The organism is Streptomyces sp. R-07, from assembly GCF_049913175.1.
Lineage (GTDB): Bacteria > Actinomycetota > Actinomycetes > Streptomycetales > Streptomycetaceae > Streptomyces.
This window is the reverse complement of sequence record NZ_CP183978.1, coordinates 2,722,206-2,747,318: the sequence shown is the minus strand read 5'-3', so window position 1 is coordinate 2,747,318 and position 25,113 is coordinate 2,722,206. Positions and strand designations below refer to the sequence as shown.

Annotated in this window: 18 protein-coding genes and 2 pseudogenes; 11 read left to right on the top strand and 9 right to left on the bottom strand. The window is 72.8% G+C overall.

The annotated features are described in order from the left end of the window. Position 1: 1 nt before the first annotated feature. Positions 2-172: pseudogene (locus ACN9M0_RS12355) on the bottom strand (PIN domain-containing protein); the annotation flags it as partial. Positions 173-247: 75 nt separating this feature from the next. Between ACN9M0_RS12355 and recD2 the strand changes: the two are divergent. Beyond that, the gene (gene recD2, locus ACN9M0_RS12350; RefSeq protein WP_366035668.1) at positions 248-2,473 is read left to right on the top strand and encodes an SF1B family DNA helicase RecD2; all 2,226 of its coding nucleotides are present in this window, start codon (positions 248-250) and stop codon (positions 2,471-2,473) included. Positions 2,474-2,652: 179 nt separating this feature from the next. Then, positions 2,653-3,942 (top strand): citrate synthase, encoded by a 1,290-nt coding sequence (locus tag ACN9M0_RS12345; RefSeq protein ID WP_366035669.1) that lies wholly within the window; start codon positions 2,653-2,655, stop codon positions 3,940-3,942. 351 nt (positions 3,943-4,293) lie between these two features. Here ACN9M0_RS12345 and ACN9M0_RS12340 read toward each other — a convergent pair whose 3' ends face one another. The 4 genes and pseudogenes from ACN9M0_RS12340 to ACN9M0_RS12325 all read right to left on the bottom strand — a co-directional run bounded on the left by ACN9M0_RS12340 (position 4,294) and on the right by ACN9M0_RS12325 (position 7,869). After that, positions 4,294-6,498: a heavy metal translocating P-type ATPase gene (locus ACN9M0_RS12340; RefSeq protein ID WP_399699085.1), complete on the bottom strand. Its 2,205-nt coding sequence runs from the start codon at positions 6,496-6,498 to the stop codon at positions 4,294-4,296. Positions 6,499-6,570: 72 nt separating this feature from the next. Then, positions 6,571-6,795: a heavy-metal-associated domain-containing protein gene (locus ACN9M0_RS12335; RefSeq protein WP_399699083.1), complete on the bottom strand. Its 225-nt coding sequence runs from the start codon at positions 6,793-6,795 to the stop codon at positions 6,571-6,573. A 103-nt stretch (positions 6,796-6,898) separates the two neighbouring features. Then, positions 6,899-7,183 (bottom strand): annotated as a pseudogene (locus ACN9M0_RS12330) (PrsW family glutamic-type intramembrane protease); the annotation flags it as partial. 44 nt (positions 7,184-7,227) lie between these two features. Continuing rightward, positions 7,228-7,869, bottom strand: coding sequence for a TetR/AcrR family transcriptional regulator (locus ACN9M0_RS12325; protein WP_366035672.1), 642 nt, complete (start codon positions 7,867-7,869; stop codon positions 7,228-7,230). 165 nt (positions 7,870-8,034) lie between these two features. Here ACN9M0_RS12325 and ACN9M0_RS12320 point away from each other — a divergent pair, with 165 nt between their 5' ends. From ACN9M0_RS12320 to ACN9M0_RS12310, 3 genes are all read left to right on the top strand, one after another. Next, positions 8,035-10,302, top strand: a complete 2,268-nt coding sequence (locus ACN9M0_RS12320; RefSeq protein WP_399699080.1) for an MMPL family transporter — start codon at positions 8,035-8,037, stop codon at positions 10,300-10,302. Between the two features lie 83 nt (positions 10,303-10,385). Beyond that, positions 10,386-11,786, top strand: a complete 1,401-nt coding sequence (locus ACN9M0_RS12315) for a tachylectin-related carbohydrate-binding protein (RefSeq protein ID WP_426403594.1) — start codon at positions 10,386-10,388, stop codon at positions 11,784-11,786. 43 nt (positions 11,787-11,829) lie between these two features. Further along, positions 11,830-13,137: a tachylectin-related carbohydrate-binding protein gene (locus tag ACN9M0_RS12310; protein WP_426403593.1), complete on the top strand. Its 1,308-nt coding sequence runs from the start codon at positions 11,830-11,832 to the stop codon at positions 13,135-13,137. A gap of 64 nt (positions 13,138-13,201) precedes the next feature. On the opposite strand, the gene ACN9M0_RS12305 is transcribed toward ACN9M0_RS12310, so the two are convergent. Beyond that, entirely contained in the window at positions 13,202-13,399 is a 198-nt protein-coding gene (locus ACN9M0_RS12305; RefSeq protein ID WP_366035676.1) for a helix-turn-helix transcriptional regulator, read from the bottom strand. 440 nt (positions 13,400-13,839) lie between these two features. Beyond that, complete coding sequence (locus ACN9M0_RS12300) at positions 13,840-14,760, bottom strand: sugar phosphate isomerase/epimerase family protein (protein ID WP_366035677.1); 921 nt, start codon at positions 14,758-14,760, stop codon at positions 13,840-13,842. A 194-nt stretch (positions 14,761-14,954) separates the two neighbouring features. Between ACN9M0_RS12300 and iolC the strand changes: the two genes are divergently transcribed. The 4 genes from iolC to mmsA are packed head-to-tail and all read left to right on the top strand — an operon-like array spanning position 14,955 to position 20,088. Next, entirely contained in the window at positions 14,955-15,902 is a 948-nt protein-coding gene (gene iolC / locus ACN9M0_RS12295; protein ID WP_426405297.1) for a 5-dehydro-2-deoxygluconokinase, read from the top strand. Between the two features lie 9 nt (positions 15,903-15,911). Further along, on the top strand, positions 15,912-16,724 hold the full coding sequence (iolB, locus tag ACN9M0_RS12290; protein WP_426403592.1) for a 5-deoxy-glucuronate isomerase: 813 nt from the start codon (positions 15,912-15,914) through the stop codon (positions 16,722-16,724). Continuing rightward, on the top strand, positions 16,721-18,571 hold the full coding sequence (gene iolD / locus ACN9M0_RS12285; protein WP_426403591.1) for a 3D-(3,5/4)-trihydroxycyclohexane-1,2-dione acylhydrolase (decyclizing): 1,851 nt from the start codon (positions 16,721-16,723) through the stop codon (positions 18,569-18,571). The genes iolB and iolD overlap by 4 nt, the downstream gene beginning before the upstream one ends. Before the next feature lie 14 nt (positions 18,572-18,585). Next, complete coding sequence (gene mmsA / locus ACN9M0_RS12280) at positions 18,586-20,088, top strand: CoA-acylating methylmalonate-semialdehyde dehydrogenase (protein WP_366035680.1); 1,503 nt, start codon at positions 18,586-18,588, stop codon at positions 20,086-20,088. 64 nt (positions 20,089-20,152) lie between these two features. Here the strand turns inward: mmsA and ACN9M0_RS12275 are convergent, their stop codons facing one another. Then, positions 20,153-20,575 (bottom strand): GNAT family N-acetyltransferase, encoded by a 423-nt coding sequence (locus ACN9M0_RS12275; RefSeq protein ID WP_426403590.1) that lies wholly within the window; start codon positions 20,573-20,575, stop codon positions 20,153-20,155. Positions 20,576-20,731: 156 nt separating this feature from the next. Here ACN9M0_RS12275 and ACN9M0_RS12270 point away from each other — a divergent pair, with 156 nt between their 5' ends. Next, positions 20,732-23,395: a CocE/NonD family hydrolase gene (locus tag ACN9M0_RS12270; RefSeq protein WP_399699068.1), complete on the top strand. Its 2,664-nt coding sequence runs from the start codon at positions 20,732-20,734 to the stop codon at positions 23,393-23,395. Further along, positions 23,392-24,258, top strand: coding sequence for an ABC transporter permease (locus ACN9M0_RS12265; protein ID WP_399699066.1), 867 nt, complete (start codon positions 23,392-23,394; stop codon positions 24,256-24,258). The genes ACN9M0_RS12270 and ACN9M0_RS12265 overlap by 4 nt, the downstream gene beginning before the upstream one ends. A gap of 6 nt (positions 24,259-24,264) precedes the next feature. Here ACN9M0_RS12265 and ACN9M0_RS12260 read toward each other — a convergent pair whose 3' ends face one another. After that, positions 24,265-24,963, bottom strand: coding sequence for a DNA-binding response regulator (locus ACN9M0_RS12260; protein ID WP_399699064.1), 699 nt, complete (start codon positions 24,961-24,963; stop codon positions 24,265-24,267). Positions 24,964-25,113: the final 150 nt, after the last annotated feature.

The window sequence follows — 25,113 nt, the reverse complement described above, 5'->3', positions numbered from 1 at the left end:
GTCACCCGCCCGGGCGCCGCACGTCCTGCTGCTCGACCTCCTTGAGGACGCGGGCGACCGTGGCGAAGTCGTCGTCCCTGTGCAGGAGGGTCAGGCCGTGGTGGACGGCCGTGGCACAGAGAAGGAGGTCCACGACGCCCGCCGCGCGGTTCCAGCGTCTCGCGGAGCGAGGTGCGTGATCGTCCCGGGCGGGGATCTTTCCACAGGGCCCGCCCCGTCTGTCCGAGCCCTTCGCTACGGTCGGTGCATGTCCAACGAGGGTCGCGGGCCGGCAGTGCTCGAAGGGGTTCTGGAGCGGATCACCTACGCCAACGAGGAGAGCGGGTACACCGTCGCGCGGGTCGACACCGGGCGGGGGGCCGGGGACCTGCTCACCGTCGTCGGGGCGTTGCTCGGTGCGCAGCCGGGGGAGTCGTTGCGGATGGAGGGGCGCTGGGGCTCGCATCCGCAGTACGGGAAGCAGTTCACCGTCGACAACTACACGACCGTTCTTCCGGCCACCATTCAGGGCATCCGGCGCTACCTCGGGTCCGGGCTCGTCAAGGGCATCGGCCCGGTCTTCGCCGACCGCATCACGACGCACTTCGGGCTCGACACCCTCGACATCCTCGAAGAGGCCCCCGCGCGCCTGATCGAGGTCCCGGGGCTCGGCCCCAAGCGGACGAAGAACATCACGGCCGCCTGGGAGGAGCAGAAGGCGATCAAGGAGGTGATGGTCTTCCTCCAGGGCGTGGGGGTGTCGACCTCGATCGCCGTTCGGATCTACAAGAAGTACGGGGACGCTTCCATCTCCGTCGTGCGGAACCAGCCCTATCGGCTCGCCGCCGACGTGTGGGGCATCGGCTTCCTCACCGCCGACAAGATCGCCCAGTCCGTCGGCATCCCGCACGACAGCCCCGACCGGGTGAAGGCCGGTCTGCAGTACGCGCTGTCGCAGTCCAGCGACCAGGGGCACTGCTTCCTTCCCGAGGAGCGGCTCATCGCGGACGCCGTGAAGCTGCTCCAGGTGGACACGGGGCTCGTCATCGAGTGCCTCGCCGAGCTCGCCGGGGATCCCGAGGGGGTCGTACGGGAGACCGTGCCCGGGCCCGAGGGGACACCGGTCACCGCCGTGTACCTGATCCCCTTCCACCGGGCCGAGCTGTCGCTCTCCGGGCAGCTCCGGCGGCTCCTGCGGGCCGAGGAGGACCGGATGCCGGCCTTCCGGGACGTGGCCTGGGACAGGGCGCTGGCCTGGCTCGCCGACCGGACCGGGGCCTCCCTGGCGCCCGAGCAGGAGGACGCCGTACGGCTCGCCCTCACCCGCAAGGTCGCCGTCCTCACCGGCGGCCCCGGCTGCGGCAAGTCCTTCACGGTCCGCTCCATCGTGGAGCTGGCCCGCGCCAAGAAGGCCAAGGTGGTCCTCGCCGCCCCCACCGGCCGGGCCGCGAAGCGGCTCGCCGAGCTGACCGGCGCCGAGGCCTCCACCGTGCACCGGCTCCTGGAGCTGAAGCCGGGCGGGGACGCGGCCTACGACCGGGACCGGCCGCTCGACGCCGATCTGATCGTCGTCGACGAGGCCTCCATGCTCGACCTGCTGCTCGCGAACAAGCTGGTCAAGGCGGTGGCACCGGGTGCCCATCTGCTGCTCGTGGGGGATGTCGACCAGCTGCCGTCGGTGGGCGCGGGCGAGGTCCTCGGCGATCTGCTGGCCCCCGGCAGCCCCGTACCGGCGGTGCGGCTGACCCGGATCTTCCGGCAGGCCCAGCAGTCCGGGGTGGTCACCAACGCGCACCGGATCAACGCCGGCACCCTGCCCCTGACGCAGGGTCTGCCGGACTTCTTCCTGTTCGTCGAGGAGGAGACGGAGGACGCCGCCCGGGTCGCCGTGGAGGTCGCGGCCCGGCGGATTCCGGCCAAGTTCGGTCTCGACCCGCGCCGGGACGTCCAGGTCCTCGCCCCGATGCACCGGGGCCCGGCGGGCGCGGGCTCGCTCAACGGCCTGCTCCAGCAGGCGATCACCCCGGCCCGCCCCGACCTGCCGGAGAAGCGGTTCGGCGGCCGGGTCTTCCGGGTCGGTGACAAGGTCACCCAGATTCGGAACAACTATGAGAAGGGGGCCAACGGTGTCTTCAACGGTACGGTCGGCGTCGTCACGGCACTGGACGGCGTCGAACAGCGGCTGACCGTGCGGACGGACGAGGACGAGGAGGTGCCGTACGACTTCGACGAGCTGGACGAACTCGCCCACGCGTACGCGGTCACCATCCACCGCTCGCAGGGCAGCGAGTACCCGGCCGTGGTGATTCCGGTCACCACGAGTGCCTGGATGATGCTCCAGCGGAACCTGCTCTACACGGCCGTGACCCGGGCCCGGAAGCTCGTCGTCCTGGTCGGCTCGCGCCGGGCGATCGCCCAGGCGGTCCGCACGGTCTCGGCGGGCAGGCGCTTTACCGCACTCGCCCATCGGCTCACAGGGGACGCCCTCGTGTGAAAGATCACGGAGGGCTACCGGAACCAGGGCGAAGGGGGCAGGATATGAAGGTTGGCGGCACTGAGTGCCGCCGAATGGCCCAATGAGCGACCCCGAGTGCACTCTCCTGAGCCAAATGGGGGATGGTAGAGACAGTCAGGGCACCTCGAAGAAGAGGCACTACGTCGGTGAGGGATGACGTGAGCGACAACTCTGTAGTACTGCGGTACGCGGACGGTGAATACACCTACCCGGTGGTCGAGAGCACCGTCGGTGACAAGGGCTTCGACATCGGCAAACTCCGAGCCCAGACCGGACTGGTCACCCTGGACAGCGGATACGGCAACACCGCCGCCTATAAATCCGCCATCACCTACCTCGACGGTGAGCAGGGCATTCTGCGGTACCGCGGCTACCCCATCGAGCAGCTGGCCGAGCGCTCCACCTTCCTTGAGGTGGCGTACCTGCTGATCAACGGTGAGCTGCCCAAGGTCGACGAGCTGTCGGCCTTCAAGAACGAGATCACGCAGCACACGCTGGTCCACGAGGACGTCAAGAACTTCTTCCGCGGTTTCCCGCGGGACGCCCACCCGATGGCGATGCTGTCGTCGGTGGTCTCCGCGCTGTCCACCTTCTACCAGGACAGCCACAACCCGTTCGACGAGGAGCAGCGTCACCTCTCCACGATCCGGCTGCTGGCGAAGCTGCCGACGATCGCGGCGTACGCGTACAAGAAGTCGATCGGGCACCCCTTCGTCTACCCGAGCAACGACCTCGGGTACGTCGAGAACTTCCTGCGCATGACCTTCTCGGTCCCGGCGCAGGAGTACGTCCCGGACCCGGTCGTCGTCTCCGCGCTCGAGAAGCTGCTGATCCTGCACGCGGACCACGAGCAGAACTGTTCGACCTCCACCGTGCGTCTGGTCGGCTCCTCGCAGGCGAACATGTTCGCCTCGATCTCCGCCGGCATCTCGGCCCTGTGGGGCCCCCTGCACGGTGGCGCCAACCAGTCGGTCCTGGAGATGCTGGAAGGCATCAAGGCCAACGGCGGCGACGTCGACTCCTTCATCCGCAAGGTGAAGAACAAGGAGGACGGTGTCCGCCTGATGGGCTTCGGCCACCGGGTGTACAAGTCCTTCGACCCGCGCGCCAAGATCATCAAGGCGGCGGCGCACGATGTCCTCTCGGCCCTCGGCAAGTCCGACGAGCTGCTCGACATCGCGCTCAAGCTGGAGGAGCACGCGCTCTCCGACGAGTACTTCGTCTCGCGCAACCTCTACCCGAACGTGGACTTCTACACGGGCCTCATCTACCGCGCGATGGGCTTCCCGACCGAGATGTTCACCGTGCTCTTCGCGCTCGGCCGCCTCCCCGGCTGGATCGCCCAGTGGCACGAGATGATCAAGGAGCCGGGTTCCCGCATCGGCCGCCCGCGCCAGATCTACACGGGTGAGGTCCTCCGCGACTTCGTCCCGGTCGAGGCCCGCTGACCTCAGCCGCCCCCGCGGTCGTACGCAGCAGAAAGCGCCCCGCCACCGATCCCCCCACGGGTCGGCGAGCGGGGCGCTTTCCATATCCCGGTGCGGATTCCCCCCACGGGATCCGGGCCGGGCGTCTGGCGCGCGGTCTGCCGGGGTACGTACGGGAGGGCCGCTCAAAGCTCCCCGAGCACGTGCCCCGGCCGCGCTTGCCTGGGACGTCCCCCAAGACATCCCATGAACGTCCCCCAAGACGTTCTTGGCATCGCCCACTTAGACTCGCGAACAGCCCAGATGGTTACCCCCCAATATCTGTGATCTAGATCTCTTTGTGAAGGTCCTGTGCGTCACACGTGGGTGAATTCACGTGAACCGACGCAGTCGCAGGCTGTTGGATACGACGAAGACGGACGAAAAGGCCATGGCCAGGCCCGCGATCATCGGGTTGAGGAGTCCGGCCGCCGCGAGGGGCAGCGCGGCGAGGTTGTAGCCGAAGGCCCAGCCCAGGTTCCCCCGGATCGTCGCCAGGGTCCGCCGGGCGAGCCGGATGGCGTCCGCCGCGACCCGGAGGTCGCCCCGGACCAGGGTCAGGTCGCTCGCCTCGATGGCCGCGTCGGTGCCCGTCCCCATCGCGAGCCCGAGGTCGGCCGTGGCGAGCGCGGCGGCGTCGTTCACCCCGTCGCCCACCATCGCGACCGTCCGGCCCTCGTCCCGGAGCCGCCGGACCACCTCGGCCTTCTCCTCGGGCAGCACCTCCGCGATGACCTCGTCGATGCCCACCTCGGCCGCCACGGCCTCCGCCGCGGCCCGGTGGTCGCCGGTGAGCAGCACCGGGCGCAGTCCCAGGGCGCGCAGCCGGGCGACGGCCTCGGCGCTGGTGTCCTTGACGGTGTCGGCGACGGTCAGGGTGCCCCGGGCCACCCCGTCCCAGGCGACGTGGACGGCGCCGGGCTCCGTCGTCGCGGGCGCCTCGACGCCCTCGGCCGCGAGCAGGGCGGCGCGCCCGACGAGGACGAGCCGGCCGTCGACGGAGCCGCGCACCCCGAGCCCGGGCACGTTCTCGAAGGTCTTCGGTGTGGGGAGCTCCCCGCAGCGCTCGGCGGCGGCGGCCGCGATCGCGCGGGCGACCGGGTGCTCGGAGGAGTGCTCCAGGGCGCCCGCGAGCCGCAGCAGCTCGGTCTCGTCGGCGGAGTCGGTGCCGTACCTCCCGCCGTACACGTGGACGCCGGCCAGCCGCATGCGGCCGGTGGTGACCGTCCCGGTCTTGTCGAGGAGGACGGTGTCGACGCGGCGGGTGGACTCCAGGACCTCGGGGCCCTTGATGAGGATGCCGAGCTGGGCGCCGCGCCCGGTGCCGACCATGAGGGCGGTCGGGGTGGCCAGGCCCAGGGCGCAGGGGCAGGCGATGATCAGTACGGCGACGGCGGCGGTGAAGGACGCGGTGACGTCGTCCGTCGCGAGGAGCCAGGTGACGAGGGTGCCGAGGGCGATGAGGAGTACCACCGGGACGAAGACGGCGGAGATCCGGTCGGCGAGGCGCTGCACCTCGGCCTTGCCGCTCTGGGCTTCCTCGACGAGCCGCGCGATCCGGGCGAGCTGGGTGTCGGCGCCGACCCGGGTGGCCTCGACGACGAGGCGGCCCGAGACGTTCACGCAGCCGCCGGTGACGGCGGAGCCGGGGGTGACGTCCAGGGGCAGCGACTCGCCGGTGAGCAGGGAGGCGTCGACGGCGGACGCGCCCCCGGTGACGGTGCCGTCGGTGGCGATCTTCTCCCCGGGGCGTACGACGAAGAGGTCGCCGGTCCGCAGGTCGCCGACCGGGATCCGTACCTCCGTGCCCCCGCGCAGGACGGCCACGTCCTTGGCGCCCAGCTCCATGAGGGCCCGCAGGGCCGCGCCCGCCTTCCGCTTGGCGCGGGCCTCCAGGTAGCGGCCGAGGAGGATGAAGGTGACGACCCCGGCGGCGACCTCCAGGTAGATCGCGGAGGAGGCGTGGGAGCGGTCGGCGGTGAGGTCGAAGCCGTGCCGCATGCCGGGCATGCCGGCGTCGCCGAGGAAGAGGGCCCAGAGGGACCAGACGTAGGCGGCGAGGGTGCCGACCGAGACGAGGGTGTCCATGGTGGCGGCGCCGTGCCGGAGGTTGGTCCAGGCGGCCCGGTGGAAGGGCAGCCCGCCCCAGACGACGACGGGGGAGGCGAGGGTGAGCGAGAGCCACTGCCAGTTGTCGAACTGGAGCGTCGGGACCATGGCGAGCAGGACGACGGGCGCCGAGAGGAGCGCGGAGACGGTGAGCCGCTGCCGGAGGGAGGCGAGCTCGGGGTCCGCCGGCTCCTCCTGGTCCGCCGCCGGCGGCAGGGGTTCCTCGGCGGTGTAGCCGGTCTTCACGACGGTGGCGATCAGGTCGTCGACGCCGACGTCCGGGGCGTGCTCGACGTGCGCCTTCTCCGTGGCGTAGTTGACGGTGGCGGTGACGCCGTCCATCCGGTTGAGCTTCTTCTCGATGCGGGCGGCGCAGGAGGCGCAGGTCATCCCGCCGATCGTCAGCTCGGTGAGGGTGGTGCTGGGCATGTGCGGTTCCAAACGGGGAGCAGGGCCGTACCAGACAACGGTACGGCCCTGCGAGGCCCGTGCGGCGAGCGGTCAGACCAGCTCGTAGCCGGCCTCGTCGACGGCGGCGGCGACGGCCTCGCGGTCGAGGGCGGCGTCGGAGACGACGGTGACCTCGCCGGTGGCGGCGACGGCGGTGACGGAGGAGACGCCGGGGATCGCGGAGATCTCGTTGGAGACCGCGCCCTCGCAGTGGCCGCAGGTCATGCCCTTGACCTGGTAGACGGTGGTCAGCTCGGTCTTCGTCTCTGCGGACATGGCGCTCTCCTCCTGGGGGTTCAGGGTCTTACAGTACCGAGACTGTACCCCTAGGGGGTATGAATTCCACCGCGACCCCGAGGTACGTGCCGATGACGGGTCCGGCGAAGCCGAAGCCGACCGAGCCGCCGAGGACGAGTCCGGCGCGGTAGCCGCGCAGCTGCGGGTGGCGGCGTACGACGAACACGACGGCGGCCGGCTTGACCGCCTCCTCGATCAGGCCCACGCCCAGGAACATCCACAGGGACGGATGGAGCAGGTAGTTCTCCATGACCGAGGCGCCGAGCACGCCGAGGACGCCGCCGGTGACGAAGCAGCCGAGGATCACCGGCACTCCGAGGTCCCGGCCGTGCCGCTCGTACGCCCAGAGGGCGAAGACCGCCGGGACGGCGGGGTCGGGGTCGGGGGAGGAGGAGCTGCCCTCGGAGTCGGTCAGCGGGTCGGAGTCGTGGTGACCTGCTCCTCGACCAGCGGGGAGAGGTAGCGCAGGAGGACGGTCTTCAGCTCGGCGATCGTCGCGTCCCGCTCGGCGCCCTCGGGAGCGGCCAGGACGAGGCCCAGGCCGCCCTTGAAGATCGCGAAGGTCATGTCGGCGATGCGGGCGCGGTCCTCGGGGGGCAGCTCGGGGGCGTAGTGGGCGATGACCTCCTGCACCCGGTTCAGCAGGTTGGCGTGCAGGGCGTCGTGCTCCTCGGCGATCCGGCCGGGCACCTCGGAACCGTGCATCAGAGCGAGGAAGACGGGGTTCTCGCAGTTGAACGCGATCATCGGGTCGACGACGACGTCCAGCATCTCGGGCAGCGGCAGGCCGAGGTTCGCCGGGGTGAACGCCTGGCCGTGGGCCTCCCGCATCTCGTTCAGGAGGCGCTCGCCGAGCTCTATGGCGATGGCCTCCTTGTTCGGGAAGTACTGGTAGAGCGTGCCGGGCGAGACGCTCGCCTCCCGGGCGATCGCGTTGGTGCTGGTCGCCGTGTACCCGTACGCGCAGAAGACGTTCGCGGCGGCCTGGAGCAGCTGCGCGATGCGGCGCTCACCGCGCGCCTGACGGCGGCGCGGCGTCGGTTCCTCGGACATGGGTGTCCCCAGCTCTCCTCAACGCGATTGACAAACACGAGAGGTCGCTCGCATTCTTGGAAAACGCGAGTGATCACTCGTGTTTGCCAGTCTATGGCAATGGGCGACCCATGCGACCTGCCGGGAAGCGTGTGCGCACGGGTCAGGTGAAGGGGACACCGCGTCATGTCCGAAGTCAAGAAATCAGCGCCCGGGGGCGGGCGCGGCGGCGGATGGACGCGGCTCGTGACCGCCCGGCCGCGCCTCACCCTCCTCGTGGCCCTGGTGCTCACCGCCCTCGCCGTCCTCGCGGGCGGCGGAGTCGCCGACCGGATGGGCAGCGGCGGCTGGGAGGACCCGGCCGCCGAGTCCACGTACGCCACCGAGGCCCTCGAGCGGCAGTTCCCCGGCTCCCAGCCGAACGTGCTCCTGCTGGTCGACGCGGGGAAGACGGGGGAGGCCGCGCAGGCCGGGACCGCCCTCGTCGACACCCCCGCCGTCGCCGCCGAGGCCCGCCGGCTCGCCGAGCGCCTCGACGCCGAGCCGGGCGTCGAGGGCGTCGGCTCCTACTGGTCCACCGGCTCGCCCGCCCTCCGCTCCGCGGACGGCCGCCAGGCCGTGATCGCCGCCCGGATACCCGGCGAGGAGAAGGACGCCGCCGCCGTCCTGGACCGGATCGCCCCCGAGTACCGGGGCACCCACGGCCCCGTCGAGGTCTCCCTCGGCGGCGGACTCGCCGTCCGGCACGAGATGCAGACGGTCATCCAGGAGGACCTGACGCGGGCCGAGCTCATCGCCCTGCCCCTCACCCTCGTCCTGCTCGTCATGGTCTTCGGCAGCGCCGTCGCCGCCCTGCTGCCGCTCGGCATCGGCATCGTCGCCATCCTCGGCACCAACGCCGTCCTGCGCGGCATCACCGAGTTCACCGACGTCTCCGTCTTCGCGCAGAACCTGACGACCGCCCTCGGGCTCGGACTCGCCATCGACTACGCCCTGTTCGTGGTCCGCCGCTACCGCGAGGAGCTCGCGGCCGGCGCCGACACGTACACCGCCGTCCGCACCACGCTGCGCACGGCCGGACGGACCGTGCTCTTCTCCGCCCTGACCGTCGCCGTCTCGCTCGCCGCGATGCTGGTCTTCCCGCAGTACTTCCTGCGCTCCTTCGCGTACGCCGGGATCGCCGTCGTCCTGCTCGCTGCGACCGCCGCGCTCACCCTGCTCCCGGCCGCCCTCGTGCTGCTCGGAGACCGGGTCAACGCCCTCGACCTGCGGCGCCTCCTCCGGCGCGGCCGGGCACCCCGCAACGCAGGCGCCGGGGCGGGCTGGGGGCGGGCCGCCGCCCTGGTGATGCGCCGGGCGCCCGTCTTCGCCGTCGTCACCACCGCCGGGCTCGTCCTCCTCGGACTTCCCTTCCTGGGCGTGAAGTTCGGTACCGCCGACGACCGCCAGCTGCCCGTCACCGCCTCCTCCCGGGTCGTCCAGGACCAGCTGCGGGACGGTTTCCCCGGCAACCCGGGCGGCGGGATCACCGTCCTCGCCGAGGGGAAGGCCACCCCCGCGCAGTACGCGGACTACCGTGAGCGGATCGCCGCACTCGACGGCGTCGGCCGGGCCGAGGGGCCCGTCACCACCGGCGGCGGCTCCGCCTACTTCACCGTGGTGCCCGAGGGCGAGACCGTCGGCGCCGGCGCCCAGCGGGTCGTCGGGGAACTGCGTGCGGCCGAGGCGCCGTTCGCGACCTCCGTCACCGGACCGGCCGCCGTCCTCGTCGACTCCAAGGACGCCATAGGCGAGCGACTGCCCTGGGCGGCGGGGATCATCGTCCTCGTCACCCTGCTCCTCGTCTTCCTGCTCACCGGCAGCGTCGTCGTCCCGGTCCAGGCCGTCCTCCTCAACGCCCTCAGCCTCACGGCGATGTTCGGCGCCGTCGTCTGGGTCTTCCAGGACGGACACCTCGCCGGACTCCTCGGCTTCACCTCCACCGGCGACATCGAGACCACCCTGCCCGTGCTCATGTTCTGCGTGGCCTTCGGACTCTCCATGGACTACGGGGTGTTCCTGCTCTCCCGCATCAAGGAGGAGTACGACATCACCGGCGACCACGAGCACTCCGTCCGCTTCGGCCTTCGCCACACCGGCGGCCTGATCACCGCCGCCGCCGTGATCCTGGCCGTCGTCATGGTCGCCATCGGCACCTCCCGCGTCACCAACACCAAGATGCTCGGCCTCGGCGTCGCCCTCGCCGTCCTCATGGACGCGATGGTGGTCCGCAGCCTCCTCGTCCCCTCCGTGATGAAGCTGACCGGCCGCCTCACCTGGTGGGCCCCGGGACCGCTGCGCCGCTTCCACGACCGCTTCGGAATCAGCGAGAACGACACGTACAACCCTGCGGGCACTCCGGATGTCATAGAGGTGTCCGAGGAGCGGCGGGAAGCCGCTTCCTCACGCCGATGAGTTGAAGGCGTGGGGGAGTTCGTGGCATCACCCGGCCGGAGCATCCGCGGCATCGAGATCTGACTCGAATCCCGGGGGGATCCATGAGACACACCACCCGAACGTTTCTGGTCGCGGCGAGCGCCCTGCTCGCCGCTCTGATCCCCCCGGCCGCCGGAGGGGCGACGGCGTTTGCCGCGCCCCTCACGGCGCCCGCCTCCACGACACCACCGGCGCCCGCCTCCACGACACCACCGGCGCCCGCCTCCACGACACCACCGGCGCCCGCCTCCACGACACCACCGGCGCCCGCCTCCACGACACCACCGGTGACCGCCACCACGACACCACCGGTGACCGCGTCCACGCCGGCCCCGGGGACCGTGGTCCAGCGGGGCGGCACGCTCTCCGTCCCGTCGGGCGAGGAAGGGCCCGTCACCACGTACTTCGGGGCCGCGCTGCCCGCCGGAACCACCGGCACCGTGAAGGCCCGGCTGTTCCTCTCGAACATCGACCGGCCGACCGACGGCACGATCCCCTACGAGCTGTACTACACCCGGTGGTCCTGCTCCGTGAACGGCGGTGCGTTCGTCGCATGCCCGTACGGGCGCGAGGGCTTCGTCATGCCGGAGACCGAGGCCGCCCCCTTCCTCACCTACGCCGTCCGCGTCGACGCCGGCTCGTACGCGGCCCGCGACCAGCTCGTCTTCGGCTCCTTCGACGTCACCGGCACGGCGGGGCGCCGGATCGCCACGGGCGAGGCCGGGTTCGTGTTCGTCCCCGGCACCCCCGAGGCCGAGTACCGCACGGTCCTGCACGCCCGCGACCGCGGCGGCGTGCTCTGGCAGTACGAGGGCACGGGCAAGCCCGCGACGCCGTTCAAGCCCCGGCAGCGCGTCGGCGGCGGCTGGGGCGACTACACCGCGCTCACCCGGCTCGGCCCGCCGACCGCCGACGGCAGGGGCGACCTCGTGGCCCGCGACCGGGACGGCGTCCTCTGGTACTACCGGGGCTCCGGCGACCTCTCCGCCCCCTTCTGGCCCCGCGTGCGGATCGGCGGCGGCTGGAACGCGTACACCTCCCTCACCGGCACCTCCGGCGGACTCCTCGCCCGCGACCGGGACGGCGTCCTGTGGCACTACCCGCGCGCCGCCGGCGCCCCCCTCTCCGCACCCTTCGCCCCGCGTGCCCGCGTCGGCGGCGGGTGGAACGCGTACACCGCCCTCACCGCCCGCGGCGACACCGTCCTGGCCAGGGACACGAGCGGAGTGCTCTGGGAGTACCGGAAGAGCTACTCCCCCGACCCGGCCGTCCCGCTGGAGCCGCGCCGTCGCGTCGGCGGCGGCTGGAACGTCTACACGGCCCTGGCGGGCACCGGCGACCTGGGCTTCCACTCGTCCCCGGACCTCCTGGCCCGTGACCGCGACGGCGACCTGTGGATGTACCAGGGCCCGACCCGGACGGCGGCCGGCTGGGGCTGGAACATCTACGACACCCTCCTCTGATCGAAGCCTGACGGACGCCTGACGGATGCCTGGGGACAACGCCATGAGACAACGGAACAGAGCCCTCGTCACGACGGGCCTCGCACTCGCCCTCACCTGCTCCGCCCTGGCCGGCGGGGCCGCCACGGCAGCCACGGCCGCCGCGGTGCCCGAGCCCGGCGCGATCGTGCAGGAGGGCGGCACGCTGAGGGTGCCGGCCGGCGAGGAGGGGCCCGTCACCACCCGCCTCACCGTCACCCTGCCGCCCGGCGTCACCGGGCGGATCCCGGGACAGCGCCTCAGCTTCCAGGCCTCCTCCGGAGACCCGGCGGCCCGGCCGGGCCGCCGGATCACCTCGACCTGCGCGGTCGACGGCGGGGCCTTCGCGCCCTGCGCCTGGGACTCGCCCGACCCCGAGACGGCCGACGGCGTCTGGCTGGTGTTCGACCTGCCGGCGGCCGAGGTGCCCGCGGGCGCCACCACTGTCACGTACGACATCACCGTCGACGCCGCCTCCGACCTGTACTGGCTCGGCGGGCTCTCCACCACCGTCGACCTGCGCGACGGGACCGGCGCGGTCGTCGCGAGCGGCGGGCTGTCCTTCTTCTTCGACAGCGGCACTCCCGAGGCCTGGCTCCGGACCTCGCTGCACGCCCGCGACCGGGACGGCGTCCTCTGGCAGTACGACGCCACCGGGCGCCGCGACACCCCGCTGAAGCCGCGCAAGCGGGTCGGCGGCGGGTGGAACGCGTACACGGCCCTCACCAAGCTCGACCGCACCACCGCGGCCGGCGGCGGCGACCTCGTGGCCCGCGACCGGGACGGCGTGCTCTGGTACTACCGGGGGAGCGGACGGGAGAGCGCGCCCTTCGAGCCGCGCCGGCGGGTCGGCGGCGGCTGGAACGCGTACACGAGCCTCGTCGGACTGCCCGGCGGCGACCTGTTCGCCCGCGACCGGGACGGCGTCCTCTGGCGCTACCCGGGGACCGGCCTGGCCACGCAGCCGTTCGGGCACCGGGTGCGGGTCGGCGGCGGGTGGAACGCGTACACGAGCATCGTCGCCTTCGGGGACGGCCTGGTCGCGCACACGCCGGACGGCCGCCAGTGGCGCTACGAGAAGGCCGACGACTGGGATCCGGCCGTGCCCTTCAAGCCCCGCCGCGCCGTCGGCGGCGGCTGGAACGCCTACACCGCCCTGGCCGGGACGGGCCGGATCGGCCCCGACGACCACAGCGGCAACCCGTCCCTCGCGGCCCGGGCCAAGGACGGGAAGCTCGTGGTCTACGGCGTGGTGCGCTTCGACGGGAAGAGCGAGCCGTACTACCCGCGGCCCGGCGGCTGGGGCTGGGACATCTACGACCTGCTCGCCTGAGCCCGGCACGACGACGGGCGGGACCGGGAGAGGTGCGCCGGTCCCGCCCGTCGGGGCGCGCGCGTCAGTCGCGCCGGGCCCGGTTGCCGGGGCGACCGGCGACCCAGGCGCGGATCGTGTCCGCGTACCAGTAGGGCTTGCCCGACTGCACGTGGTCGGGCGTCGGAAGAAGCCCGTGCTTCCGGTAGGAGCGGACCGTGTCGGGCTGCACCCGGATGTGTGCGGCGATGTCCTTGTACGACCAGAGACTTCTGTCCGTCATGCCTGGTACCTCCCTGCGCGCCGCGCAGCGGCGGCGGGGGTGCCGTTCGGGGGCGCTGCGGGCGGGCGGTTGCGATCAAGCGATCAATCAGCCTGTGCCCCGTGCAACGGTCCTCCCGACCGGAGGAGAGGGGCTGTCGAGCGCCTGTGACGCAAAACCCGCGTAACGGAGACAAGCGTGACGTCGGAGGGACTCACGTGACGGAAGCGGAACACGCGCCTCTCGGTGTGTCCGCGTGCGTCACCCCTGGTCAGAGCGGTATGCGCCGGGCCGCGCGCCGGTGCCACGCCGCACGACCCGCCGTCGGATGCCGTACGACCCGCTGTCACACGCCCCATGACCCGCCGTCACACGCCGCGCGCCGCCGCTGTCACACGCCGCGCGCCGCCGCCGTCACACGCCGCACGAGCCGCCGTCACACCCCCCCCCATGACCCGCCGTCACACGCCGCACGAGCGGAGAAAGCGCCGGGTCCGCAGGGCGATCGGGTACGGGACGTCCGGCTCGCACGGGTACATGTCCTGCTCGACGATCGCGAACAGATCCACGTCGAGCGCCGACGCCGCCGCGAGCACCGGTTCGAGCGCGGGCACCCCCGACGGCGGCTCGCACATGACGCCCCGCGCCACCGCCGGCCCGAACGGCACCCCCTCGGCCACCACCACGGCCAGGACCTCCGGGTCGACCTGCTTGAGGTGGAGGTAGCCGATCCGCTCCCCGTACGTCTCGATCAGCTTGACGCTGTCCCCGCCGGCGTACGCGTAGTGCCCGGTGTCCAGACAGAGCGCGACCGCCTCCGGGTCGGTCGCGTCGAGGAATCGCGTCACGCTCTCCTCGCCGTCGATGTGGGTGTCCGCATGCGGATGGACGACGATCCGCAGCCCGTACCGCTCGCGCACCTCCCGGCCCAGACGCTCCGTGAGCCGGGTCAGATCCCGCCACTGCCCGGCGGTGAGCGTGGGCTCCTCCAGGACCTCGCCCGTCCGGTCGTCCCGCCAGAACGACGGGATGACGACCAGATGGCCCGCGCCCACGGCCTGCGCGAGGGCGGCGTTCTCGGCGACGTGCGCCCAGGTCCGGTCCCAGACGTCCGGGCCGTGGTGGAGCCCGGTGAAGACCGTGCCCGCCGAGACCCGCAGGCCGCGCCGGGCGGTCTCCTCCGTGAGGACGGCCGGATCGGTGGGCAGATAGCCGTACGGGCCGAGCTCGATCCACTCGTAGCCGGCGCCCGACACCTCGTCGAGGAAGCGCTGCCACGGCACCTGCCGGGGATCGTCGGGGAACCACACCCCCCAGGAGTCGGGGGCCGATCCGATACGGAGGCGGGACGCTGGCGACGGCTGCGGCGACGGCTTCGTCATGACGGACACCTTGGCCGGGGCCCGAGAGCAGCGTCAAGCGGGCCGGTGGTCCGAATGTCCGGACATATCGTTGACACGCCTCCGGGGGGCGGCTAGACCTGGGTGCGGGCGGGGACCGGGGGCCATCGGGCCGAGCCGGAGGCCGCCGAGCCGAGAGGTGGCGCGTGGAGACGGAGCCGTACGACCTGATCACCATGGGGCGCCTCGGCGTGGACCTGTACCCGCTCGAGACCGGCGTCGGGCTCGATCGCGTCGAGACCTTCCGCAAGTTCCTCGGCGGCTCTTCGGCCAACGTCGCCGTCGCCGCCGCCCGCCTCGGCCGCCGCACCGCGCTGATCTCCCGTACCGGCGCCGACCCCTTCGGCTGCTATCTGCGCCGCGAGCTCAAGGGCTTCGACGTGGACGACCGCTGGGTCACCGAGGTCGCCGCACACCCCACCCCCGTCACCTTCTGCGCGCTGTTCCCGCCCGACGACTTCCCGCTCTACTTCTACCGCCGCCCCCAGGCCCCCGACCTGGAGATCCGGCCGGACGAGCTGGACCTCGACGCGATCCGCGCCGCCCGGGTCTTCTGGGCGACCGGCACCGGCCTGTGCGCCGAACCCAGCCGCACCGCGACCCTGGAGGCGCTGCGGGCCAGGTCCGGGCAGGAGACGACGGTCCTCGACCTGGACTGGCGGCCCATGTTCTGGACGGACCCGGCGGCGGCCCGCCCCTACTACGCCGAGGCGCTGCGCCACGCGACCGTCGCCGTCGGCAACCTCGACGAGTGCGAGGTCGCCACCGGGGAGCGGGAGCCGGAGGCCGCCGCCCGCGCCCTGCTCGCGACCGGCGCGGTCCGGCTCGCCGTCGTCAAACAGGGCCCCGCGGGCGTCCTGGCGCTCGCCGCCGACGGGACCCGCGCCGAGGTGGAGCCGCTTCCGGTCGAGGTCGTCAACGGGCTCGGCGCGGGCGACGCGTTCGGCGGGGCCCTCGTCCACGGCCTGCTCGCAGGACAGGACCTCGGCACGGTCCTGCGCCACGCCAACGCCGCCGGCGCGATCGTCGCGGGCCGCCTCGCCTGTTCCTCCGCCATGCCGGACGGCACGGAGATCGCCGAAGCCCTCGCGGCCGGCAGCGGCACCCTGCCGGAACGGGGGTAGGTATCCGCCATGGAATCGAGCCTCCACCTCCCCGCCGGGACCGCCGCCCGCGGCCCGTACGCCGTCGACATCGACCCCGGACGGGCCGGATGGACGTACTCCGCCCTCCGCGTCCTCACCCTCGGACCGGGCGGGATCCACTCCTTCGAGAGCGGGGATTCCGAATGGGTCGTGCTTCCCCTCTCCGGTGCCTGTAGCGTGCGCGTCGACGGCGAGATCCTCGAACTCCAGGGCCGCGCGAGCGTGTTCGACGGAGTGACCGACTTCGCCTACGTACCGCGCGACACCCACGCCCAGATCGCCTCCGGCGCGGGAGGCCGCTTCGCTTTGGCAGGAGCGAAGTGCGAGCGACGACTCCCCGCCCGCTACGGCCCCGCGCCGGAGGTTCCCGTCGAGACCCGGGGCAGCGGCAACCGCGCCCGGCGGGTGCGGAACTTCGCCTCGGCCGACGCCTTCGCCTGCGACCGGCTGATCGCCGTCGAGGTCGTCACCCCCGGCGGGAACTGGTCCTCCTACCCGCCGCACAAGCACGACGAGCACCGCCCGGGCGCCGAGTCCGTCCTGGAGGAGATCTACTACTACGAGATCGCCGGCCCGCACGGTCTCGCCTACCAGCGGATCTCGCCCTCCCGGCCCGGCGGCGCCGACCTCCTCGCCGAGGTCCGGGACGGCGACGCGGTCCTCGTCCCCGACGGCTGGCACGGGCCCTCGATCGCCCAGCCGGGTCACGACCTCTACTACCTCAACGTCATGGCGGGCCCCGGAGCCGAAAGAGAGTGGAAGATCTGCTTCCACCCGGACCACACGGAGGGATACGCATGAGGCTCACCGTCGCCCAGGCCCTCGTCCGCTTCCTCGCCGCCCAGTACACCGAGCGCGACGGCGCCCGGCAGCGGCTGATCACCGCCACCTGGGGCATCTTCGGCCACGGGAACGTCGCCGGGATCGGCCAGGCGCTGCTCGAAGAGAAGCACATGCCCTTCCACCAGGGCCGCAACGAGCAGGCCATGGTGCACGCCGCCGTCGGCTACGCCCGCCAGAAGAACCGGCTCTCCGCGCACGCCGTCACCACCTCCATCGGCCCCGGCGCCACCAACCTCGTCACCGGCGCCGCCCTCGCCACGATCAACCACCTCCCCGTCCTGCTCCTGCCCGGCGACACCTTCGCGACCCGCCCCGCCGACCCCGTCCTCCAGCAGCTCCAACTGCCCCACGCGGGCGACGTGTCCGTCAACGACTGCCTCCGCCCCGTGTCGCGGTACTTCGACCGGGTCACCCGGCCCGAGGCCCTGATCCCGGCCGCCCTCGCCGCCGTACGGGTCCTCGCCGACCCCGCCGAGACCGGCGCCGTGACCCTCGCCCTGCCCCAGGACGTCCAGGCCGAGGCGTACGACTGGCCGGAGGAGTTCTTCGCCGAGCGGACCTGGCACGTCCGCCGCCCCCGCCCCGACGCCGCCGAACTCGACGCCGCCGTCCGGGCGATCAGGACCGCCCTGCGCCCGATGATCATCGCCGGCGGCGGGGTCAGGTACAGCGGCGCCGAGGACGCCCTGCGCACCCTCGCCGAGCGCGTGGACCTGCCCGTCGCCGCCACCCAGGCCGGCAAGGGCGTCCTGCCGTACGACCACCGCTGCGACGTCGGCGGCATCGGCCACACCGGCACCGGCACCGGCAACGCCCTCGCCCGCACCAGCGACCTCGTCATCGGCGTCGGCACCCGCTACACCGACTTCACCACCGCGTCCGGCACCCTCTTCCCCGAGGGCACCCGCTTCCTCAACCTCAACATCACCGGCTTCGACGCCCACAAACTCGGCGCGCTGCCCCTCGTCGCCGACGCCCGGGAGGGCCTCACCGCCCTCAGCGAGGCGCTCGGCGACCACCGGCAGGACATGAGCCAGTGGATCTTCTCCAAGCGGGACTGGCAGGAGAAGACCGACGCCGCCTACGCCGTCCCCGACGAGGACGCCCGCCCCACCCAGACCCAGGTCCTCGGCGTACTCGACACTCTGGTCGACGGCAGCGACATCCTGATCAACGCCGCCGGCTCCCTCCCCGGCGACCTCCACAAGCTCTGGCGCACCCGCTCCCCGGACCAGTACCACGTCGAGTACGGCTACTCCTGCATGGGCTACGAGATCCCCGCCGCCATCGGCGTCCTCCTCGCCTCGCCCGGCCGGCCCGTCTGGGCGCTCGTCGGCGACGGTACGTATCTGATGAATCCCACCGAGATCGTCACCGCCGTACAGGAACGACTCCCCCTGAAGCTGGTGATCCTCCAGAACCACGGGTACGCCTCCATCGGCGGTCTCTCCGAGGCCGTCGGCGCCGAGCGGTACGGCACCGACTACCGCCACCGGGCGGCCGACGGAAGCTTCACCGGCCCCCCGCTCCCCGTCGACCTCGGCGCCAACGCAGGCTCCCTCGGGATGCGCGTCCTGCGCCCCCGTACCGTCCGTGACCTGCGGGAAGCCCTCGCGGACGCCCGGACGGCGACGGTTCCCACATGTGTCTACGTCGAGACCGAAACGCCCGACACTGTGTCGGGCCCGCCCCCGGCCCAGGCGTGGTGGGATGTGCCCGTGGCCGAGACGTCGACCCGCCCGTCGGCGGTCAAGGCCCGCGAGGAGTACGACCGGCACGTCACCGCCCGACGCCGCCATCTCTGAAGGAGTAACTCGTCATGACGAAGAGCGTCCACCACTGGATCGGTGGCAAGACCGTCGAGGGCACGTCGGGCAACTGGGGCCCGGTCACCGACCCGGCCACCGGCGCCGTGACCACCCAGGTCGCCCTCGCCTCGGTGGAGGAGGTCGACGCGGCGGTCGCCGCCGCGAAGGACGCCTTCGCCACCTGGGGCACCTCCTCGCTCGCCCAGCGCACCACGATCCTCTTCAAGTTCCGCGCGCTGCTCGACGCCAACCGCGACGCGATCGCCGAGCTGATCGTCGCCGAGCACGGCAAGGTCCACTCCGACGCGCTCGGCGAGGTCGCCCGCGGCCTGGAGATCGTCGACCTGGCCTGCGGCATCACCACCCAGCTCAAGGGCGAGCTGTCCACCCAGGTGTCGAACCGCGTGGACGTGGCGTCGATCCGCCAGCCCGTCGGCGTCGTCGCCGGCATCACGCCCTTCAACTTCCCGGCCATGGTGCCGATGTGGATGTTCCCGATCGCCATCGCGACCGGCAACACCTTCATCCTCAAGCCGAGCGAGAAGGACCCGTCGCCCTCCCTGAAGATCGCCGAGCTGCTCGCCGAGGCGGGCCTCCCGGACGGCGTCTTCAACGTCCTGCACGGCGACAAGGTGGCCGTCGACCGCCTCCTGGAGCACCCGGACGTCTCCGCGATCTCCTTCGTCGGCTCGACCCCGATCGCCCGCCACATCCACACCACCGCCTCCGCCAACGGCAAGCGCGTCCAGGCGCTCGGCGGCGCGAAGAACCACATGCTGGTCCTCCCGGACGCCGACCTCGACGCGGCGGCCGACGCGGCCGTCTCCGCGGCGTACGGCTCCGCCGGCGAGCGCTGCATGGCGATCTCCGCGGTCGTGGCCGTCGGCTCCATCGGCGACGAGCTCGTCCAGAAGATCCGCGAGCGCGCCGAGAAGATCAAGATCGGCCCCGGCAACGACCCCACCTCCGAGATGGGCCCGCTCATCACGGCCGTCCACCGCGACAAGGTCGCCTCCTACGTCCACGGCGCGGCCGCCGAGGGCTGCGAGGTCGTCCTCGACGGCACCGGCTACACCGTCGACGGCCACGAGGACGGCCACTGGATCGGCCTGTCCCTCCTGGACCACGTGCCGACCTCGGCCAAGGCCTACCAGGACGAGATCTTCGGCCCGGTGCTCTGCGTGCTGCGCGCCGACACGTACGAGGAGGGCCTCGCCCTCATCAACGCCTCGCCGTTCGGCAACGGCACCGCGATCTTCACCCGCGACGGCGGCGCCGCCCGCCGCTTCCAGCTGGAGGTCGAGGCCGGCATGGTCGGCGTCAACGTGCCGATCCCGGTGCCGGTCGGCTACCACTCCTTCGGTGGCTGGAAGGACTCGCTCTTCGGCGACCACCACATCTACGGCAACGACGGCGTGCACTTCTACACCCGCGGCAAGGTCGTCACCACCCGCTGGCCCGACCCGGCCGACGCCCCCACGGGCGTGGACCTGGGCTTCCCGCGCAACCACTGACGGGCCCGGCCCCGAGAACGGCCCCCGGGGTGCTGGACAGCACACCCCGGGGGCCTTCCCCGCGTCAGTCGACCCCGCCGAACGTCCAGCCGAGCATCGCGAAGCCCCCTTCGTCGGCCGCGCCCGCCGACCGGTACGTGGCGAGCGCCGCCTCGTTGTCCGTGTCCACCGGCACCCACGCGCCCCGGCAGCCCCGCGCCCGCGCCTCCGCCACCAGCGCCTCCGTCAGCGCCCGCCCGATACCGCGCCGCCGCCGGGACTCGTCCACCGACAACTCGTACAGGCACATCTCCGCGCCCTTGTCGGGGTGCAGCATCTCGATCCCGGAGACGAACCCGGCCGGGAAACCGTCCTCCGCGTACGCGATCAGCATGAGGTGGCCCGCCGCCGCCAGGAAGCGGGCCGCCCAGTCCTCCCGGGCCGGACCGTCGTACAGGTGCTCCGCCGCCAGCAGTTCGGCCACCGTCGTCGCCCGCCGGATCTCCACACCGTCTCCCTGGGTCCGTCTCCCCGCGTCCGCGCGCCGGCCGTCCGTGTACCGCGCCCGCTGTACGCGGACCGTACCGCGTACGACTCCAGGAGGTGCGGCAGTTCCGCCTCCGGGCAGCCGTGCCGCACAGCCTCGGGCCCCTAGGCTCGACCCATGCGACTCCGACTTCCCCGGTGGGCCGCGGTCACCGCCACGCTCGCCGTCCTCGCGGGTGCCGGCACGTGGACCGCCGTCGCCCAGGACGATCCACCGCCCGTGCACCGCGCGGACCGGATGCTCGACGTCGACGGGGTACGGCTCGACACCTCGTACTTCACGGGGGCGGGCGACGGCCGGCGGCCCGCCGTCCTCCTCGGCCACGGCTTCGGCGGCTCCAAGGACGACGTCCGCGCCCAGGCCGAGGGCCTCGCCCGCGACGGCTACGCGGTGCTCACCTGGTCCGCCCGCGGCTTCGGCGCCTCCACCGGCGAGATCGGCCTCAACGACCCCGGCCACGAGGTCAAGGACGTGCGGAAGCTGATCGACTGGCTCGCCGCCCGCCCCGAGGTCCTCCTCGACAAGCCCGGCGACCCGCGCGTCGGCGTCACCGGCGCCTCGTACGGCGGCGCGATCTCCCTGCTCGCCGCCGGCCACGACCCGCGCGTCGACGCGATCGCCCCCCAGATCACCTACTGGAACCTCGCCGACGCCCTCTTCCCGAACGGGGTCTTCAAGAAGCTCTGGGCCGGGATCTTCTTCTCGGCCGGCTCGCCGGCAACGGGCGGCTCCCCGGCCACGGGCGCCTCCCCGGCCACGGGTGACTCCTGCGGCCGGTTCACCGCCGAACTCTGCTCCCTCTACCAGCGCGTCGCCGTCGCCGGGAAGCCCGACGCCGCCGCCCGCGAGCTCCTCGAAGCCCGCAGCCCCTCCGCCGTCGGCGCCCGCGTCAAGGTGCCCGCGCTCCTCGTCCAGGGCCAGTCCGACTCGCTCTTCACCCTCGCCCAGTCCGACGCGATGGCCCGCACCCTCACGGCCAACGGCGCCCCCGTCGCCGTCGACTGGATCGCCGGCGGCCACGACGGCGGCGACCGCGAGACCGAGCGCGTCGAACGCCGCATCACCACCTGGTTCGACCGCTGGCTGAAGCGCGACACCTCCGTCGACACCGGTCCCGCCTTCCGCGTCAGCCGCACCGGCGGCGTCGACTCCACCGACGGGCAGGCCACCCTGCGCGCCGCGACCGCCGGCCGCTACCCGGGGCTCACCTCCGGCACCACGCGCATCGCCCTCGGCGGGGCGCCGCAGACCTTCACCAACCCCCCGGGCGCCGCACCGCCCGCCGTCTCGGCCGTCCCCGGCCTCGGCGGCGGACTCTCCGGACTCTCCTCCCTCGGCGTCGGCCTCTCCCTCGACTTCCCCGGCCAGCACGCCCGCTTCGACGCGAAGCCGCAGCCCGAGGCCCTGCGGATCACCGGCACGCCCACCGTCCGCGTCAAGGTCACCTCCACCGCCGCCGACGGCTCCGCCGTCCTCTTCGCCAAGGTGTACGACGTGGGGCCCGACGGACGGCAGCAGGTGCTGCCCGCCCAGCTCGTCACCCCCGTCCGCGTCGACGGCGCCAAGGCCGGGAAGAGCGTCACGCTGACCCTGCCCGCGATCGACCACGAGGTGGAGGCCGGGCACCGGCTGCGGCTCGTCGTCGCCGCCACCGACCTCGGCTACGCCTCCCCGGTGGTCCCCGCCGGCTACACCGTCGCCGTCGAGGGCCCGCTCACCGTCCCGACCGCGCCCGGACTCGCCACCCAGGCCGCCGCCCTGCCCTGGTGGGTGTGGGGCCTGCCGCTCCTCGGCCTCGCCGGCGCCGCCGCCCTGCTGCTCACCGCCCGCCGCAAGGTGACCGCCCCCGCGCCGGACCCGGAACTCGCCTCCGTACCCCTCCAGATCACCGGCCTGTCGAAGAAGTACAGGGGCGGCGACAGGTACAGCGTCCGGGACCTCTCCTTCCGCGTCGAACAGGGCCAGGTCCTCGGCCTCCTCGGGCCCAACGGCGCCGGCAAGACCACCACCCTGCGCATGCTGATGGGCCTCATCACCCCCGACGAGGGCGAGATCCGGGTCTTCGGCCAGGCCATCCGGCCCGGCGCCCCGGTGCTCTCCCGCGTCGGCGCCTTCGTCGAGGGCGCCGGCTTCCTGCCCCACCTGTCGGGCCGGGAGAACCTGGACCTGTACTGGAAGGCCACCGGCCGTCCCGCCGAGGACGCGCACGTCGACGAGGCCCTGCGGATCGCGAACCTGGGCGGCGCCCTCGAACGCGCCGTCCGCACCTACTCCCAGGGCATGCGGCAGCGCCTCGCCCTGGCCCAGGCCATGCTCGGCCTGCCCGACCTCCTCATCCTCGACGAACCCACCAACGGGCTCGACCCGCCGCAGATCCGCGAGATGCGCGAGGTGATGATCCGGTACGCGGCCGGGGGCCGGACCGTCATCGTCTCCAGCCACCTCCTCGCCGAGGTCGAACAGTCCTGCACCCATCTGGTCGTCATGGACCGGGGGCAGCTCGTGCAGGCCGGACCGGTCGCCGAGATCACCGGCTCCGGCGACACCCTGCTGGTGAGCCTGGCCGGGGACATCGACGACGCCCTCGTCGCGAAGATCGACGCCCTGTCCGGCATCGGCGCGGCGACCCGCGCCGACGGAGGGCTCCTGGTCCGCCTCGACGGCATCGACCCGACCGCCCTCATCGGCGAACTCGTCCGCCTGGACGTGCCCTTGACCGGCGTCGGCCCCCACCGGCGTCTGGAAGACGCGTTCCTGACCCTGATCGGAGGAGCCGCGTGACCACCACGGCCACCACGCCCACGAGCGCCCCCGGCTACCGGCCCGGACGCACCCTGCCCCTGCGCGTCGAGGCCCTCCGCCAGTGGAAGCGCCGCCGCACCCTGGTCATGGGCGGCATCCTCGTCGCCCTGCCCTTCGTCCTGATCGCGGCCTTCGCGATCGGCGGTTCCGGTGACGGCGGCCGCAACGGCCGCATCACCCTGATGGACACGGCGACGGCCTCCGGCGCCAACTTCGCGGCGACCTGCCTCTTCGTCTCGGCCGGCTTCCTCCTCGTCATCCCGGTGGCGCTGTTCTGCGGGGACACGGTCGCCTCCGAGGCGAGCTGGTCCTCGCTGCGCTACCTGCTCGCCGCGCCGGTCCCGCGCTCCCGGCTCCTCGCCTCCAAGCTGGCGGTGGCGCTCGGCTACAGCGCCGCCGCGATGGTCCTCCTCCCGCTCGTGGCCCTGGCGGCGGGCACGGTCGCCTACGGCTGGGGGCCGCTCCAGCTGCCCACCGGCGGCTCGGTGCCCGCCGGGGACGCCCTGCTCAGGATCGGGATCGCCGTCGCCTTCGTCTTCGCCTCCCAACTGGTCACCGCCGGACTCGCCTTCTGGCTGTCCACCCGCACCGACGCCCCGCTCGGCGCGGTGGGCGGCGCCGTCGGCCTGACCATCGTCGGCAACGTCCTGGACGCGGTCACGGCGCTCGGCGACTGGCGCGACTTCCTGCCGGCGCACTGGCAGTTCGCCTGGATCGACGCGCTCCAGCCCCAGCTGGAGTGGGGCGGCATGGTGAAGGGCACGGCGATCTCCCTGACGTACGCCCTGATCCTCTTCGCGCTCGCCTTCCGCGGCTTCGCCCGCAAGGACATCGTCTCGTAACAGGCCCTACAACCACCCCCTCCGAGCCGCTTCCGCGCCCGCGCGGAAGCGGCTCGTCGTGCCGAGGGCCGCCATCAGCTCGCCCACCCTGCGGCTGTACGTCCGCGCGGACATGCCGAGCCGGGCGGCCGCCGTCTCGTCCGTGACCCCCGACAGGAGGGCGTCGAGCACCGGGCGCAGCTGGGGCGGCAGATCGCGCGGCGGCGGTGGGGCCGGTGCCGCGTACGTCAGCTCCTCGGCCGCCGCCCAGCAGGCGTGATGGGCCCGGACGAGGGCCTGCACCACGACGGGGTCGCGGATCAGCAACAGGCCGTTGTACAGCAGCTCCAGGTCGAGCGGGACCGCGGCGACCATCCGGTCGACGATGATCATCTTGAACGGGATGGCGTCCGCGAGGCGGGCCCGGCCGGGGATCCGGAGCCCCCCTTCGAGCCGGGGCAGGGCGTGCCGCGGGACGATCCGTCTGACCTCCTCGGCCCGCTCCGCCGCGGCCCGCATGCACGCTCCCGCCAGCTCCAGGAACGGCTCGGGGATCGCGCAGCCCGCGGACGCGACCGGGTCGTCGAAGGTCAGCAGCTCGTGCCGGGTGGAGGCGGCCAGCCCGGCGAGTGCGGCACTGATCCGCCGCGCACCCCGGACCGGCCGCCCGGCGGGCCGCTGTCCCTCGGTCGCGGCCCGGTTCATCGCCGAACGGGCGACTATCACGGAGCCCGCGCTCTCTGCCACCGCTGACCACCCCGCCCGATCGATGTCCACTCCATGTACGCATGCGACTGCACACGGTGACAACCCCTGTTGAGAAGGATGGCGAATGCATGCCACCCCGCTTCACTCGTGTCGCCGTTGCCGCATCGA

Excerpts from the sequence above, each read along its gene's own strand:
- ACN9M0_RS12335 (WP_399699083.1), bottom strand. The coding sequence starts at position 6,795 with ATGTCCGCAGAGACGAAGACCGAGCTGACCACCGTCTACCAGGTCAAG.
- ACN9M0_RS12310 (WP_426403593.1), top strand. The coding sequence starts at position 11,830 with ATGAGACAACGGAACAGAGCCCTCGTCACGACGGGCCTCGCACTCGCC.
- mmsA (WP_366035680.1), top strand. The coding sequence starts at position 18,586 with ATGACGAAGAGCGTCCACCACTGGATCGGTGGCAAGACCGTCGAGGGC.
- ACN9M0_RS12320 (WP_399699080.1), top strand. The coding sequence starts at position 8,035 with ATGTCCGAAGTCAAGAAATCAGCGCCCGGGGGCGGGCGCGGCGGCGGA.
- ACN9M0_RS12305 (WP_366035676.1), bottom strand. The coding sequence starts at position 13,399 with ATGACGGACAGAAGTCTCTGGTCGTACAAGGACATCGCCGCACACATC.
- ACN9M0_RS12300 (WP_366035677.1), bottom strand. The coding sequence starts at position 14,760 with ATGACGAAGCCGTCGCCGCAGCCGTCGCCAGCGTCCCGCCTCCGTATC.
- iolC (WP_426405297.1), top strand. The coding sequence starts at position 14,955 with ATGGGGCGCCTCGGCGTGGACCTGTACCCGCTCGAGACCGGCGTCGGG.
- iolD (WP_426403591.1), top strand. The coding sequence starts at position 16,721 with ATGAGGCTCACCGTCGCCCAGGCCCTCGTCCGCTTCCTCGCCGCCCAG.
- recD2 (WP_366035668.1), top strand. The coding sequence starts at position 248 with ATGTCCAACGAGGGTCGCGGGCCGGCAGTGCTCGAAGGGGTTCTGGAG.
- ACN9M0_RS12315 (WP_426403594.1), top strand. The coding sequence starts at position 10,386 with ATGAGACACACCACCCGAACGTTTCTGGTCGCGGCGAGCGCCCTGCTC.
- ACN9M0_RS12270 (WP_399699068.1), top strand. The coding sequence starts at position 20,732 with ATGCGACTCCGACTTCCCCGGTGGGCCGCGGTCACCGCCACGCTCGCC.
- ACN9M0_RS12340 (WP_399699085.1), bottom strand. The coding sequence starts at position 6,498 with ATGCCCAGCACCACCCTCACCGAGCTGACGATCGGCGGGATGACCTGC.
- ACN9M0_RS12325 (WP_366035672.1), bottom strand. The coding sequence starts at position 7,869 with ATGTCCGAGGAACCGACGCCGCGCCGCCGTCAGGCGCGCGGTGAGCGC.
- iolB (WP_426403592.1), top strand. The coding sequence starts at position 15,912 with ATGGAATCGAGCCTCCACCTCCCCGCCGGGACCGCCGCCCGCGGCCCG.